Here is a 13785-nt window from a genome sequence, read left to right as displayed (position 1 = left end):
CGCTAAAACGTATTCTTCCATTCGCGCAGTGCCGTAAATGCCTCGATCGGCGAAGCGCCTTCCTTCAGCCTGCCCGCGTCCACCAGGCTCTTCACGATCTCCGGTTCCGTATAGCGCAGGAAGGGATTCGTGCCCCGTTCCAGACCGATGGTCGAAGGCACGGTCGGCAGCTGCGTGCCGCGCCTGCGGCTCGCATCCTGCATGCGCAGCGCCAGTCCCTGGTTGCCGGGCTCGACGGCCCGTGCAAACTTCAGGTTCGACACCGTGTACTCGTGCGCGCAATACACCAGGGTATCGTCGGGAAGCGCGGCCAGCCTGGCGAGCGAGTCCGCCATCTGGGCTGGCGTGCCTTCGAACAGGCGCCCGCAGCCGCCGGCGAACAGGGTGTCGCCGCAGAACAGCCAGTGCGCGCCCGCCGTACGCCGCACGTAGGCAATGTGGCCGAGGGTATGGCCGGGCACGTCCAGCACGCCGAGCTCCAGATCGAGCCCCGGCACCGTGATGCGGTCTCCATCGCCGAGCGCCTGCGTGATGCCCTCGATCCCGTCCTTGCGCGGTCCGAACACCGGCACCGCACTTCTTTCCAGCAGGACTGATACACCGCCGATATGGTCAGCATGGTGATGGGTGAGTAGAATGGCAGTGAGGGTAAGGCGATGCGCGTCCAGCGCGTCCTGGACCGGACCGGCATCGCCCGGGTCGACCACGGCCGCATGGACGCCGTCATGGATCACCCACAGGTAATTGTCGTTAAAGGCTGGAACGGTAAGGACCGACAGGTCCTGGCGTGCTTGCTTGGTCATATGGTTGACGTTGGGCTCTACAGCGGGCTGAAGGAATGGCATGGGCAGCGCAGCATCGGAAAAATCCATTATAGCGCTCGACCACTGGCTGCAATCGCCGGCGGGCGCCTACGTGCGCGCCTTCGAGCAGGCCTGCCTCGACGAGCTCACCGCCGACATCTTCGGCTTCAATGCGCTGCAGATCGGCGTGCCGCAGCTGGACGCGCTGGCGGCCAACCGCATGCCCAACAAGTGGCAGGCGGCGATCCGCAGCTCGAGCACCGACGAACTGGCGTTTGCCGCGGGAGGCAAGCAGATCGCCGTCGCGCTCGATTTCGAAGATCTGCCCTTCGCCTCGCACAGCATCGACCTCGTGGTGTTGCCGCACGTGCTCGAGTTCGCTGCCGAGCCGCACCAGGTGCTGCGCGAAGTCGAGCGCGTCCTGATTCCGGAAGGGCAGCTGATCATCTGCGGCTTCAACCCGGCCAGCCTGTGGGGCATGCGCCAGGGCGTCGGCAAGGTCACCCGCAGCGGCTACCTGCCGGCTTCCGGCGAGTTCATCTCTATGCCGCGCCTGAAGGACTGGTTAAAATTGCTGAATCTCGGCGCCACGCGTAGCCACTTCGGCTGCTACGCGCCGCCGTGCCGGACGGCCCACTGGCTGAGCCGGTTCTCGATGATGGAAACGGCCGGCCGGCGCTGGTGGCCCTACCTGGGCGCCGTGTACGTCGTCCACGCCATCAAGCGGGTCAAGGGCATGCACATCATCGGACCTGCATGGAACAAGAAAACGAGCAAGCGGCCGGCAGCGGTGCCGGCGGCAAACAGAGAATGAACGACGCACAAACGAATCCAACCAAGGTGGACATCTTCACCGACGGCGCCTGCAAGGGCAATCCCGGCACGGGCGGCTGGGGCGCGCTGCTGGTCTCGGGCGGCCACGAGAAGGAAATCTTCGGCGGCGAGCCGAACACCACCAACAACCGCATGGAGCTGCGCGCCGTCATCGAGGCGCTGGGTGTATTGAACCGTCCGTGCCAGGTCGTCCTGCACACCGACAGCCAGTACGTGCAGAAGGGGATCTCGGAATGGATCCACGGCTGGAAGGCGCGCGGCTGGAAGACCTCGACCAAAGAGCCGGTGAAGAACGACGACCTGTGGAAGGCGCTCGACCTGGCGCAGCAGCAGCACGCGGTCGAATGGCGCTGGGTGCGCGGCCACAACGGCCACCCGGGCAACGAGCGCGCCGACGTGCTGGCCAACCGCGGCGCGGCCTCGGTGCGTCGTTAATTTGCCTCGCGTGCGCAACGGCAGGCCGCGGCGCCTGCCGCGGTTTGCTATACTGCAATTCGCTTCAACCCACCCTGTATGCCCATGCGCCAGATTGTCCTCTTCTATATAGTAGACAGCAGTGTAAACGGCGAGTGAGTGAGTGCATTCACTCTGTGCGGAGCTAGTCCGGGAATTTTCCATTTTTGCATTATGCGAAAAGTGTAAACGATGGGCGGTGTTGGCCTTTATCTGTTTACACTTTTGTCTTGAAGTCATCGTAGTGCTAGGAACTCCTCGACACTTAGGCGCGGCTGGTTGTAGGCATCACGTAGCAGGTTGTACGCATCGGTGAGAAATTGGCGTCGGATGCTTTCATCCCATTTTGCTTCGGCGCGCTGCAAGTGAATTTCCCCTGCTAGACCTGCGTATTGCCTTCCAAAGTCGCCAAGCCATTTCGCTTCTTTAATGCCTGTAACGCCAGCCTCGACATGTAGAGGTCCTGTTACGCCGAGGATTGTCAGAAATCCCAAAGTCGCGTCCAGATGCTTGCTCCAACTTTTCGGTATCGTAACGTCCGCTAGCAGACGGGGAGACGACGCATCTTCTTGAAAAGACGCGTGGCAGTTAAATGCCCAGATTTCACTGGTTTCCTTGAACCATTGAGTCGCCGCAGACACTGTCCGGTCCTGGGCTATTCCTACATGGACCACGCCTCGTGAGTTCACTCCCCCGTCGCCACTGCGCCAAGGTCCCAACTTTGGTAGAGCGCCATTGGCTCCTAGATCGTGAATTTCTCGTGGCGTTTTGTTGCGAGCGTAATTTGCCGGAATTACTCGCATGTAGAACCGAGGCTCCTCTAGAACATTCCAGCTTTCGGTGGCTCCATCGTGAAAATAATCGTGGTGCTCAATTTTTTCGCCAGCGTTCAACCATGTTGAGCGGTCGTTTTCGCGTGCTGCCATCAGCGGGAACTTGGCCTCCTTGGCCGCATCCTCGATGACTCTGCCTAGGCTGAGCGATAGTGCTCCGGCAAGAGCCTTTGCTAAGGCTTCCTTAGCTTTGTTGCGCTCAGACGTAGTGGCACCTTCCGCTAGCGTATAGGTGATGGGAGCCCGTCGATGACGCAGATCGAAAGGCAAGTCCTCTGGTTTCCCGCCATACGCTTTGTTCGCAACAAGAATAATTCGTTCGTGGCCGAGCGAGGTGAGCGCGTGTCCAAGTTCGATCATGACGTTTGGATTAGGCAGCAACTTGCCATTCGGTGTCGCACCAACATACGTCACGTCGCCGACAAATACCTTGGCGCGCTCAATTTTTTCGAAGATTGTGTCAACGATCGAGACAAGACCAGGTTCGTCCTTGGTGTCGTGATCAATTTCGGGTCGATCGGCTTCGTCAAGGTCCAGTTCGGTAGCGACCTTTTGTAGTGCTATTTCTAGCGCGTCACGGACAAAGTAGTGATTATTCTTGGCAGGCGTGTCGCTCTGCCACGACCAAAAGACTTTCATGGCGTAATCCAAAAGTTGACAGCTTTAAAGCTTACCACGCAGGGAAGCAAGTGTTGCCGTGCTACACTGATAAGGTATCGATAGAGGAGAGGGGCAGCATGGCTAGGCTAAGAACACACATCGTTTCCTCCCAACCAGGCGACGAAACCAGCTCTCAAACGGCGATTGGTGGCGAAGCTCAAATGGATTCGCTAGTCCAGTACCAGGTTGAGATTGGTCGTCGCGCGCAGCAGGTGTTTCACATTCCGTCGCTAGCGTTTGATAGTTCAATGACGGCGGAAGAAATGCGATCCAAGTTCCAGAGGCTCCGCGCGAACGTTAGTGTCAGTAATCTACCTGATGCGACTGGTAAATTCGGACATATGAGCCAAGATGAAGTTGTTCGACGAACACAGCTTGGCGAGTTTGGTTCTACCGAAGTTCCTTTGAAGCAGGTCTGGTAGTATCAATAAGCTAAAACAAAAAATCACCTGAGGGTGATTTTTTTTGTTCTGAGAAAAGGTGCAGTAGAGAGCTTATACGGAAGGGCATTAGCAGGGCGAAACGACAAGACCAGAAAACTTTCATGGTGTATCCAAAAATTGGCAGCTCGGAGACTATCATGCCTCGTGGCAAGCTGGGATGGATCTTTCGGTGTTGGTATCCAAGGAGGTCGACGATGCTACGCGACCACGCCCCCTAGAGCTCGTAACCAGCTGGTCGTTGCCTTGCCTCATTTGTAATCCATCTGCTATTCGCTAGCGGCTGCAGGCGAACGCTACTAAATATGACTTGCTTGACCCCTGAACCAAGTCGGTCCACTTGCTACCGGACGCAGGCTTCAGTCTGTCCGGGCCTTCCTCGCTGTAGGCCATGTCGCGATACTGCCGGGTTCCACAATTAATTTGTGTTTTTGAATACCCTGTCTCGTACACGCCGACTCGCTTGTGTAGCGTGGTAATGATGGCGTCTTTACGCTTCAGGTCGAGCAGAAAATACTTACCTTTGTCTCCGGGCGCTCTCGGAATTTCGATCTCATTACCGTAGGCTGCTATGCTTATCAACATCGCAGCGGCTGCGGTCAGACGAATTAACATTGTCCGCATGTTTTTCCTTTTTAGGCGGGGTGTAAATTTAAGACCTGGTCGCACATTTCGTAAGTGCAAGTTTATAACTTCTTGTATGGCAGGTCCATACTTAGTTGCCACAAATCCAAGTGACCATTGCACCTCTAGGATGTAGGTAGCGTCGCAAGTGAAGAGGTGTTCGCTGCCAGATGTTGCTACGGAGAGATAGTTGAGGAGGCGGCGCAGTATCGTTTGACTGTGCTCTCCGATAGTTGAAAGTGTCTAGCGGTTGCACTGATCGACATCTTGTTATCCTCTTTCCAAATCCTGACAGATGCCGCATCTGCTTTAGCAGGGCGACCAAGACTCGCCTTGCCACGGTGGGTCAAACCAGTCGCGGTCAATGACTCTTTCGCAAGGATACGTCCGGTCGAGGTCCGCTCGGCAATCCGGGCCTTCTCCATCTCTGCAACCTGTGCGAGCACCGCTACGATGAGTTCCCCAACGCCCGCTGCGATTGGTCCAAGGCCACGGACATGGACCGTTACCTTCCGCGCTAGCAAGGTCTTAATCGTCATTTGTACGTCGATTGCGTCACGTCCCAGGCGGTCCACGGCGTACACATGTAGCGTGTCGCCTTCGCGGACGTAGCTCATGAGTTGATGGAACCCAGGGCGATGCAGGGCAGGAATGCCGCCCGATACGCCTTCATCGCTGAATTCCTTGTCGAGGGTGATGCCGTGTGACAGCGCGGCACGTTGCGCCTCGATGGACTGACCGTTGGTCGATACTCTGTAGTAGGCGATGTTGCTCAACCCGTCCTCCATGGTGCGAAAGTTAGCACGGTCATTATGGCCCAGCTCATAGGTCTCGTACAGTAACTTCTGATCTAGCAAAACCGGGCTGATTGTGGGTGGTTCGCAAGTTACAACTTCTGCCCTTGCTGCGCACTAATTGAGCGTGCGAATATGATTTTAGAAATACTATCTTGCCATGAAGACAACAATCCATTATACTGACGTGCTACAAAGCATTGCACGCGGAACCCGCGTACATTGTGGCACTGTTACTAATTTCGATTCGCGCCATCGGATGAAACCAATTAGGCCTGGGTCGGAGATGAGTTCTAGAATTATATAAACTAGGGTTCCTGTTATGTCTTTAGAGACTGTAAAAAAATTGTTACTGGATTCATTTTGGAATCCATTTCAACGTCGGCCCTTACTCGTAGGAACAATCTTAGGGCTAGCGTTATTGCTACTTCGCAGCTTTATTAGTGCGTATTATTCTCAAACTGATGCGCCAATCTTAAGCGCGATTGCACAAGCGTCTGGTGTTGCGGGAACTGCAGTATTAGTTAGTGGTGTTTTTACTGCTATCGTCAAATCTTCTCAGTTCGCCGAAATATTTCAAGCGCATCTGATGGACGCACTTTACCATCCTAGTAAAATCCATACTTCAGAGCAGTCTCGGCAGAATTGGACAAACTTAACTAAGTCGATGCTCGATCGAACGCTTGACAGTGACGCATCGAAGGTTACCCAGAAGATATATGAAACCTTTCTGAATAGTGATCTGGAGCTGTCACACACATATCACGATGTTAGCGTTACCTATGACATTTCGGTGGCTAATGATGGAACAGCGAAGATTTTAAATACTCTCAAAACTACATTAAAAATTCCTGTCGGCGTAGAGTCACCTAAATTCAGGCAGTGGTTGACTGTAAATGGTTCGAAGCGGCTTACCTATTTGCGCATTGGCAATTCAATTATTGATACAAGAACGGCGATTCCTTCAGCACCTAACGCACTTAAAGACGGCTTATTTATTGAATATCCGCTGGCTGGTCACATCGACGCGGAACGTACTGTTGAGGTCGAACGAACGTTCGAGCTGGAGCAAAATCTGCTGACTGAGCCATTCATCACAGTGCTCATTGAAAAGTATGTCTTTGGCTTGGAGGTACGCGTCAAAATCTCATCTGGCTACCAGATTACGTACATGCGGTCAGGCACCGGGGTGAATCGTGATAGTATACCTACAGATGGACAAGGTTTCTTACGGTGGGTAGTAGCCCCGTCGAAGAGCTTGTTGTTACCAGGATCTGGATTTACACTCATCGTCACAAAGCGCTAAGTGTGGTTTATTGTCAATACGGAGGAACTATGAGCTCGACTGAATCGATCTAACCGCGCCTGCCAAAGTTGCATACTTAGCAATATTTTGGCGTGTCACTCCTGTAACTTCTCTGCTGGGCCTCCTTTAAGTTGGCTCGGCAGTCTTGTTCTGCGCCCTAGCTTCAATCAGCTTGCCGATGTAGTTAGGCACTCTTCTCAAGTTGGTTGAGGACAACATTTCTAATTTCCTCAATTTTTCTGGCTAGGCACCCTGAGCATCTTCACATGTGGGGGTGCTACTCCTCTTGTTCCCGGCACGATAGCAGTTACATGTCGTCTTGTGAGATGCATTCTTTGACGTCGATCAGCCTTGCAGATCAGTTAAAGTTCGCTCAGTTCGATGATGGCCATGGCGAATCCCTGCCTCTCCGTCGACAGACGGGACGCGCAATGAACCTATTCGCGATTTGATCGTGGTGCGTACGATTGGAGCCAATTGCTACGTATTGGACAAAGAAAATAACTTTCGCCGCTGCCTTGACGTTGAGCATCAAGGCCCGCTGAGGCCCCATGCTATACTTTTTCATATGGCTGCCCGACGCTTCATCTACCTCGTTTTAACGATCCTCACTCTTCAGCTAAGCTGGAGCGTGGTCGCGGCCTATTGCGAACACGAATCGGGTCGCGCTGCCCAGCATTTCGGGCACCATTCCTCGGACGCTGACGGGCATGAGATGGCCTCCGCTGAGAAGGACCCATCTTCGGGATTAGCAAAAAAGGCATCGGTGCATTCGCACTGTTCGTCTTGCGCCCACATCTCTCTGTCCTTCGATGCGCTTCCTGCTGCGATAGCAGTCCTAGACGCTGTGCGCCTTGCACCGCCAGTCACCTCGCTGCGCTACTCCTCCTTAACTTCCGCGCCTCCCGAGAAGCCAAACTGGATCTCCGCCGTTTGATTCGGCGGCAGATCGTATAACTTCACTCATCCTTGTGCGGGAGGGCCGACAGGCCGTCCCGGTACGTCTCGCTGCTGAATAACCTTCGTTTCCAACAACCGGAGTTATTCATGCATTCAAATTATTTCGTCCTCGGGGCGGCTGTGCTATTTGCACAGGCGGTACCGAGTGCGGCGCAGATGACAGCGCAAGCGCAATCCACTGGGACAACCCAGCAAACGTCGCCGGTCGCAGGTACGCCGCTCACGCTCGATCAGGCCGTCAGCAAGGCGCTTGCCACCAACCCTACTTTGCGTGCGGCTGCGTTGGACGTAGCAATCGCAGAAGGAGCGCGCCGCCAGGCTGGCCTGCTTCGTAATCCGGAGCTCTCCTACGTCCGCGAGGGAACGCAACGAGGCAATCGCACGCAAACGGTTCAGATCAGCCAAGTGATCGAACTGGGAGGTAAACGCGCGGCCCGTATTACGTTGGCGGAGCGCGAGCGCAGTCTGGCGCAAGGAAACCTGGGCGTAGCTCGCACCGACCTTCGAGCCGATGTCACCACGGCCTACTTCGATGCTTTGAGCGCGCAGGAGCGTCTTGAGCTCGCTCAAGCATCGCTCGACGTCGCCACCAAGGCTTTGAATGTGGCAGCAAAGCGGGTTGCCGCTGGCCGGATCTCGCCTGTCGAACAGGACCGGGCCAGTGTTGCTCAGGGATCGGCGCGACTCGATGTCGTACAGGCGCAAAGTGAACTGGCTATCGCGATGCATGCATTGTCCGCGTACTGGGGTGAAACCGCTGCGACATCACAGCGTTTAGTCATCCCTGAAATTGACCTGACACCGACTCCAGCACTTCACGAGCTACAGCAGCAACTCGATACCTTGCCGCAGTTGCGTCGCTCGCGCCTGCAAGCGGAGCGCGAGGAGGCGCAGGTTGGTCTGGACCGGTCCCAGCGCATGCCTGACGTTACTTTGATCGCGGGTCGGCAGAAGGATGACGAGATCGGGCGTTCGCAGGCCGTCATTGGTGTATCGCTGCCAATTCCACTATTCAACCGAAATCAAGGCAGTTTGCAGGCTTCGCTTTCACGGGCCGAGAAGGCGCGGACGGAAGTTGAGGCGGAGCGGTTGCGGCTGCGGCAGTCACTAACGATGGCGTTCCAGCGCGCGGAACTGTCGCGCGAACAGGTTCGCACCATGCGCGAAGACATCTTGCCGAGGGCGCAGCGCGTTTTCGAATCGACCGTTACAGGGTTTGAGGCAGGCAAATTCAGTTTCCTCGATGTCCTCGACGCGCAGCGAACGCTGCTCCAAATCCGTACCCAATACACCCAGGCGCTCTCCGACCGCTACAGCGCAGTCGCAGATCTCAGTCGTTATGTCGTCGCTGATGATGCCACCTCGAATACCAGGATATCCCCATGAAGTCCAACATCGATAAAAAATCGGCATTTTCGATCCTGACGGTTATTGCCGTAGGCATTGTCCTCGCACTTGCGATTCTGTTCTGGAAGAAAGACGCCCCTGCAACAGAAGGCGAAGGCGAGCACGCAGAGGAGACGATAGAAATGGCGTCTTCCAAGGAGGAAAGGCGCGGTGAAGGCAAAGAAGAACGACATGCCGACACTGCCCCTGGCCGCATCAAAATGACTCCCCAGCAAATCCAAGGCGCTGGCATCGTCACAGCCAAGGCAGGTGCAGCCAGTATCGAAACCACCGTGACGCTTCCGGGCGAAGTCCACTTCAATGAGGACCGGACCGCGCACGTGGTTCCACGAGTCTCGGGTGTGGTCGAGTCAGTGTCCGCTTCGTTAGGTCAGCAGGTCAAGACGGGAGAGGTGCTAGCCGAAATCGCCAGCGCCGAGCTTGCCGACCTGCGTAGCGCAGCACTCGCGACGGAGAAGCGTCTGGGGTTTGCGCGCGTGACGTATGAGCGCGAAAAGCAGCTGTGGGAGGACAAGATATCGGCAAAGCAGGATTACCTGGAAGCTGAGCAGCAATACCGAGAGGCCCAAATCGAAGTGCAATCAGCAAGGTCGAAGCTTGCCGCGCTGGGTGCCGAGCGTAGCTCCGGTGCACTCAACCGATTTGTCTTACGCGCGCCTTTCAACGGGGTGGTCGTTGAAAAGCACCTGACGCAGGGGGAGGCGGTCAAGGAAGATGCAAACGCCTTTGTACTGTCGGATCTGTCGAAGGTATGGGTGCAGATCGTGGTCAGCGCGAAGGACTTGGACACCATCCGTGTCGGTCAGGGCGTGACGATCAAGTCTTCAACCGGTAGCGAATCGGTCAACGGCAAGGTCAGCTACGTAGGCAGTTTGCTAGGAGAGCAGACTAGAACTGCAACGGCACGCGTTGTGATCGATAACCCAGGTCTCGCTTGGCGTCCGGGATTATTTGTCAATGTCTCGGTAGTTCGTGGCAAGAAGGATGCTGCTGTTACTGTGCAAGCTGACGCTGTGCAAACGATCGAAGGCAAGTCAGTCGTATTCGTGAAAGTCGCAGACGGCTTCCAGGTGCAGCCTGTCACCGTCGGTGCGGGTGACGGCAAGATGGTCGAGATCATTCAGGGGCTCAACGCAGGCGCGGAGTACGTTGCAACGGGAAGCTTTGTTGTAAAAGCCGAGCAGGGCAAGGGGAGTGCCGAACATGAACACTGATCGGGGAGCCTGCCATGTTTGAACGAATCATCCGCTTCGCCATCGAGCATCGATGGCTTGTAATGTTGGCCGTAATAGCGATGGCTGCAGTCGGTATCTACAACTACCAGAAGCTGCCAATTGATGCGGTTCCTGACATCACCAATGTCCAGGTTCAGATCAACACGTCGGCGGCTGGCTACTCACCGTTGGAGGTCGAGCAACGCGTGACCTTCCCGATTGAGACAGTCATGTCCGGTCTGCCTGGTCTTGAAGAAACTCGTTCGCTATCACGCTACGGACTGTCGCAAGTGACTGTCATCTTCAAGGACAAGACAGACATTTATTTTGCACGGCAGCTTGTGAATCAGCGAATCCAGGAGGCAAGGGAAAACTTGCCGAATGGCGTGGTGCCGATGATGGGGCCAATCTCAACTGGATTGGGGGAGATTTATTTGTGGACGGTCGAAAGCGAGCCTGGTGCCAAAAAGCCAGACGGAACGCCTTATACGCCAACCGATCTACGCGAGATCCAGGATTGGATCATCAAGCCCCAATTGCGGCAAGTAGCTGGCGTCACCGAAATCAACTCCATTGGGGGTTTCGCCAAGGAGTACCTGATTGCCCCCGATCCCGCGAAGCTCAGTTCGTATGGGTTGTCCCTCGCAGACGTCGTAGGCGCAATGGAGCAGAACAACAATAACGTTGGTGCTGGCTACATTGAGCGTCGTGGTGAACAATTCCTAATCCGCGCACCGGGTCAGGTGCGTAACCTTGACGATGTCCGCAACACCATCCTGACGAATGTGAATGGCGTGCCGATCCGCATTCGTGATGTCGCAACGGTTGACATTGGCCGGGAGCTGCGCACTGGCGCGGCGACTGAAAATGGTCGCGAAGTGGTACTCGGTACGGTGTTCATGCTGATCGGAGAGAACAGCCGCGCGGTGTCGCAGGCCGTTGCCGCCAAGATGGTTGACGTCAATCGTTCACTGCCAAAGGGTGTCAAGGCGGTCCCAGTCTATGACCGAACCGTACTTGTCGACAAGGCGATCAATACCGTCAAGAAGAACCTGCTTGAAGGTGCGGTCCTGGTGATCGTGGTTCTCTTCCTTTTCCTTGGAAATATCCGGGCAGCGATCATTACCGCCATGGTCATCCCCTTGGCAATGCTATTCACGTTTACGGGCATGGTGACCTACGGCGTGAGCGCAAACCTGATGAGCCTTGGTGCGCTGGACTTCGGCATCATCATCGACGGCGCGGTTGTTATCGTTGAGAACTGTGTACGGCGGCTAGCGCATGCGCAGGACCACCATAAACGAGACTTGACCTTAACGGAACGATTCCACGAAGTGTTTGCAGCTGCGAAGGAAGCAAGAAGGCCATTGCTGTTCGGTCAGTTGATCATCATGGTGGTGTACCTGCCGATCTTCGCCCTGTCCGGCGTCGAAGGAAAGATGTTCCATCCAATGGCGTTTGCTGTTGTTGCTGCCTTGCTAGGCGCAATGATCTTGTCGATCACTTTCATCCCAGCCGCTGTCGCCCTGTTCATTGGCAAGCGCGTGTCGGAGAAGGAAAACAAGATTATGACGATGGCTAGCCGGGTCTATGCTCCGATGCTCGAGAAGGTCTTCCGCAATGCCGCGCTGGTCGTGACTAGTGCAATCGTCCTGGTACTTCTGTCGGGTTTGCTGTTGACGCGCCTTGGTAGTGAATTTATCCCGAGCCTGAACGAGGGTGACCTCGCATTGCAAGCGTTGAGGATTCCAGGCACTAGCCTGACCCAGTCTGTTGAAATGCAGAAGAGGGTGGAGGCCGGTCTGAAAGCGAAGTTCCCGGAAATCGATCGTGTGTTCGCCCGCACTGGGACGGCGGAGATCGCCTCCGACCCAATGCCGCCGAATATTTCTGATGGCTACATCATGCTCAAGCCTGAGTCTGAGTGGCCAGCGCCTAAGAAAAGCAGGGCAGAGCTGCTCGAAGCGATTGAAGAAGAGACGGAGAAATTCGCGGGCAATGCCTACGAATTTTCCCAGCCCATCCAGTTGCGGTTTAACGAACTTATTTCAGGGGTTCGTAGTGACGTCGCGGTCAAAGTGTTCGGCGACGACATGGATGTGCTTGCATCGACGGGGCAGGAAATCGCTGAGGTACTCCAGCGTATCCCTGGGGCAGCGGAAGTGAAAGTGGAGCAGACAGGCGGACTTCCGATGCTAACTATCAACATTGACCGTGAGAAGACGGCGCGCTATGGCTTGAATATCGGAGCTGTACAGGAAGCGCTCGCAATCGCAACTGGCGGACGCGAAGCTGGCACGATGTTCGAGGGTGACCGCCGCTTCGATATCGTAGTTCGCTTGCCAGAAACGCAGCGTGCAGACCTGGACGCGCTGAGGCAGCTTCCGATAGCGCTTCCGGTCAAGGAAGGTAGTGCGGCTACGTTTATTCCCTTGGGCGAAGTGGCCACGCTCGAATTTACCCCTGGTCCGAATCAGATCAGCCGGGAAAATGGCAAGCGGCGCATTGTGGTCAGCGCGAATGTCCGTGGGCGTGATATCGGCAGTTTCGTCCCTGAGGCCGCAGCGGCGATTGCCAAGGAAGTTCAGGTACCGGCAGGGTATTGGACAAGCTGGGGCGGCACGTTCCAGCAGTTGGAGTCGGCGACTGCGCGCCTGCAAGTGGTGGTGCCGCTCGCTCTGTTCATTGTCTTCACGCTGCTGTTCATGATGTTCAACAATGTGAAGGACGGGTTGCTCGTCTTTACGGGAATTCCGTTTGCTCTCACTGGTGGTGTGATCGCCCTGGCATTACGAGGTATTCCGATGTCGATATCGGCAGCAGTCGGGTTCATTGCGCTGTCTGGCGTGGCCGTGCTGAATGGTCTGGTGATGATCTCGTATATCCGCACATTGCGTGAAGGAGGTATGGGGATGGACCAGGCGATCACACATGGGGCGTTAACACGGTTGCGTCCGGTTCTCATGACGGCGTTGGTCGCATCGCTGGGCTTCGTGCCGATGGCAATCGCGACAGGCACTGGTGCCGAGGTGCAGCGCCCACTGGCGACAGTGGTGATCGGAGGCATCCTGTCGTCAACGGCGCTGACCTTGCTAGTGCTGCCGTTGCTCTACCGGCTCACGCACCGCAAGGACAGGAACGACGTACCGGTGCAGAAGGAGAAGATCATCGTGCAGTGACACGTGGGGGCGCAGGATATTCTTGCGCCCCGTTTACCAGGTGACATCGGAGGAATACATGACTCTACAACAGCAGGTCCCTGAATTATTGCGTGATCACGTAGCAGGTGTGATCGTTGTGGCTGTACTGGTCGTGTTCGGCGTACTCATGGTCTATCTAGGCTGGCTTCGGTACAGGAAATTGAAGGAACCGACCAAGAGCGAATCTGCAAACCGTCCAGGTCCTGAGGCAGATCGTTAGCCGAACATTGACAGGGCGAGTCCTGGCATTGGTGATG

The 13785-nt window shown here is 55.7% G+C and carries 10 protein-coding genes; 6 read left to right on the top strand and 4 right to left on the bottom strand.

The features are described 5' to 3' along the window. Positions 1 to 2: 2 nt before the first annotated feature. Positions 3 to 803, bottom strand: a complete 801-nt coding sequence (gloB, locus tag AC56KL_RS10490; protein WP_497180092.1) for a hydroxyacylglutathione hydrolase — start codon at positions 801 to 803, stop codon at positions 3 to 5. Between the two features lie 40 nt (positions 804 to 843). On the opposite strand from gloB, the gene AC56KL_RS10485 reads away from it, so the two are divergent. Together AC56KL_RS10485 and rnhA are read left to right on the top strand one after the other, a co-directional pair. Continuing rightward, entirely contained in the window at positions 844 to 1617 is a 774-nt protein-coding gene (locus tag AC56KL_RS10485) for a class I SAM-dependent methyltransferase (RefSeq protein ID WP_497180091.1), read from the top strand. After that, positions 1614 to 2072: a ribonuclease HI gene (rnhA, locus tag AC56KL_RS10480; RefSeq protein ID WP_497180090.1), complete on the top strand. Its 459-nt coding sequence runs from the start codon at positions 1614 to 1616 to the stop codon at positions 2070 to 2072. Before AC56KL_RS10485 ends, rnhA begins: the two co-directional genes overlap by 4 nt. 254 nt (positions 2073 to 2326) lie before the next feature. Here the strand turns inward: rnhA and AC56KL_RS10475 are convergent, their stop codons facing one another. The 3 genes from AC56KL_RS10475 to AC56KL_RS10465 form a co-directional block, all read right to left on the bottom strand. Next, entirely contained in the window at positions 2327 to 3562 is a 1236-nt protein-coding gene (locus AC56KL_RS10475; RefSeq protein ID WP_497180089.1) for a hypothetical protein, read from the bottom strand. Positions 3563 to 4299: 737 nt separating this feature from the next. Further along, complete coding sequence (locus AC56KL_RS10470; protein WP_497180088.1) at positions 4300 to 4647, bottom strand: hypothetical protein; 348 nt, start codon at positions 4645 to 4647, stop codon at positions 4300 to 4302. Positions 4648 to 4823: 176 nt separating this feature from the next. After that, positions 4824 to 5423: a recombinase family protein gene (locus AC56KL_RS10465; RefSeq protein ID WP_497180087.1), complete on the bottom strand. Its 600-nt coding sequence runs from the start codon at positions 5421 to 5423 to the stop codon at positions 4824 to 4826. A gap of 340 nt (positions 5424 to 5763) precedes the next feature. Between AC56KL_RS10465 and AC56KL_RS10460 the strand changes: the two genes are divergently transcribed. The 4 genes from AC56KL_RS10460 to AC56KL_RS10445 all read left to right on the top strand — a co-directional run bounded on the left by AC56KL_RS10460 (position 5764) and on the right by AC56KL_RS10445 (position 13507). Further along, the gene (locus tag AC56KL_RS10460) at positions 5764 to 6747 is read left to right on the top strand and encodes a hypothetical protein (protein ID WP_497180086.1); all 984 of its coding nucleotides are present in this window, start codon (positions 5764 to 5766) and stop codon (positions 6745 to 6747) included. A gap of 1047 nt (positions 6748 to 7794) precedes the next feature. Then, a complete protein-coding gene (locus tag AC56KL_RS10455) occupies positions 7795 to 9093 on the top strand; it encodes a TolC family protein (RefSeq protein ID WP_497180085.1) in 1299 nt (432 codons plus the stop codon). Then, a complete protein-coding gene (locus AC56KL_RS10450; protein ID WP_497180084.1) occupies positions 9090 to 10328 on the top strand; it encodes an efflux RND transporter periplasmic adaptor subunit in 1239 nt (412 codons plus the stop codon). The genes AC56KL_RS10455 and AC56KL_RS10450 overlap by 4 nt, the downstream gene beginning before the upstream one ends. Before the next feature lie 14 nt (positions 10329 to 10342). Beyond that, a complete protein-coding gene (locus tag AC56KL_RS10445; protein ID WP_497180083.1) occupies positions 10343 to 13507 on the top strand; it encodes a CusA/CzcA family heavy metal efflux RND transporter in 3165 nt (1054 codons plus the stop codon). Positions 13508 to 13785: the final 278 nt, after the last annotated feature.

This window comes from Telluria sp. ZB4P34, assembly GCF_059686055.1.
The sequence above is the reverse complement of the archived record's forward strand: the minus strand, read 5'-3'. Positions and strand labels throughout refer to the sequence as shown.

Bases quoted from the DNA above. Each gene is read 5' to 3' on its own strand.
- gloB (WP_497180092.1), bottom strand. From the start codon at position 803: ATGACCAAGCAAGCACGCCAGGACCTGTCGGTCCTTACCGTTCCAGCC.
- AC56KL_RS10485 (WP_497180091.1), top strand. From the start codon at position 844: ATGGGCAGCGCAGCATCGGAAAAATCCATTATAGCGCTCGACCACTGG.
- rnhA (WP_497180090.1), top strand. From the start codon at position 1,614: ATGAACGACGCACAAACGAATCCAACCAAGGTGGACATCTTCACCGAC.
- AC56KL_RS10475 (WP_497180089.1), bottom strand. From the start codon at position 3,562: ATGAAAGTCTTTTGGTCGTGGCAGAGCGACACGCCTGCCAAGAATAAT.
- AC56KL_RS10470 (WP_497180088.1), bottom strand. From the start codon at position 4,647: ATGCGGACAATGTTAATTCGTCTGACCGCAGCCGCTGCGATGTTGATA.
- AC56KL_RS10460 (WP_497180086.1), top strand. From the start codon at position 5,764: ATGTCTTTAGAGACTGTAAAAAAATTGTTACTGGATTCATTTTGGAAT.
- AC56KL_RS10455 (WP_497180085.1), top strand. From the start codon at position 7,795: ATGCATTCAAATTATTTCGTCCTCGGGGCGGCTGTGCTATTTGCACAG.
- AC56KL_RS10450 (WP_497180084.1), top strand. From the start codon at position 9,090: ATGAAGTCCAACATCGATAAAAAATCGGCATTTTCGATCCTGACGGTT.
- AC56KL_RS10445 (WP_497180083.1), top strand. From the start codon at position 10,343: ATGTTTGAACGAATCATCCGCTTCGCCATCGAGCATCGATGGCTTGTA.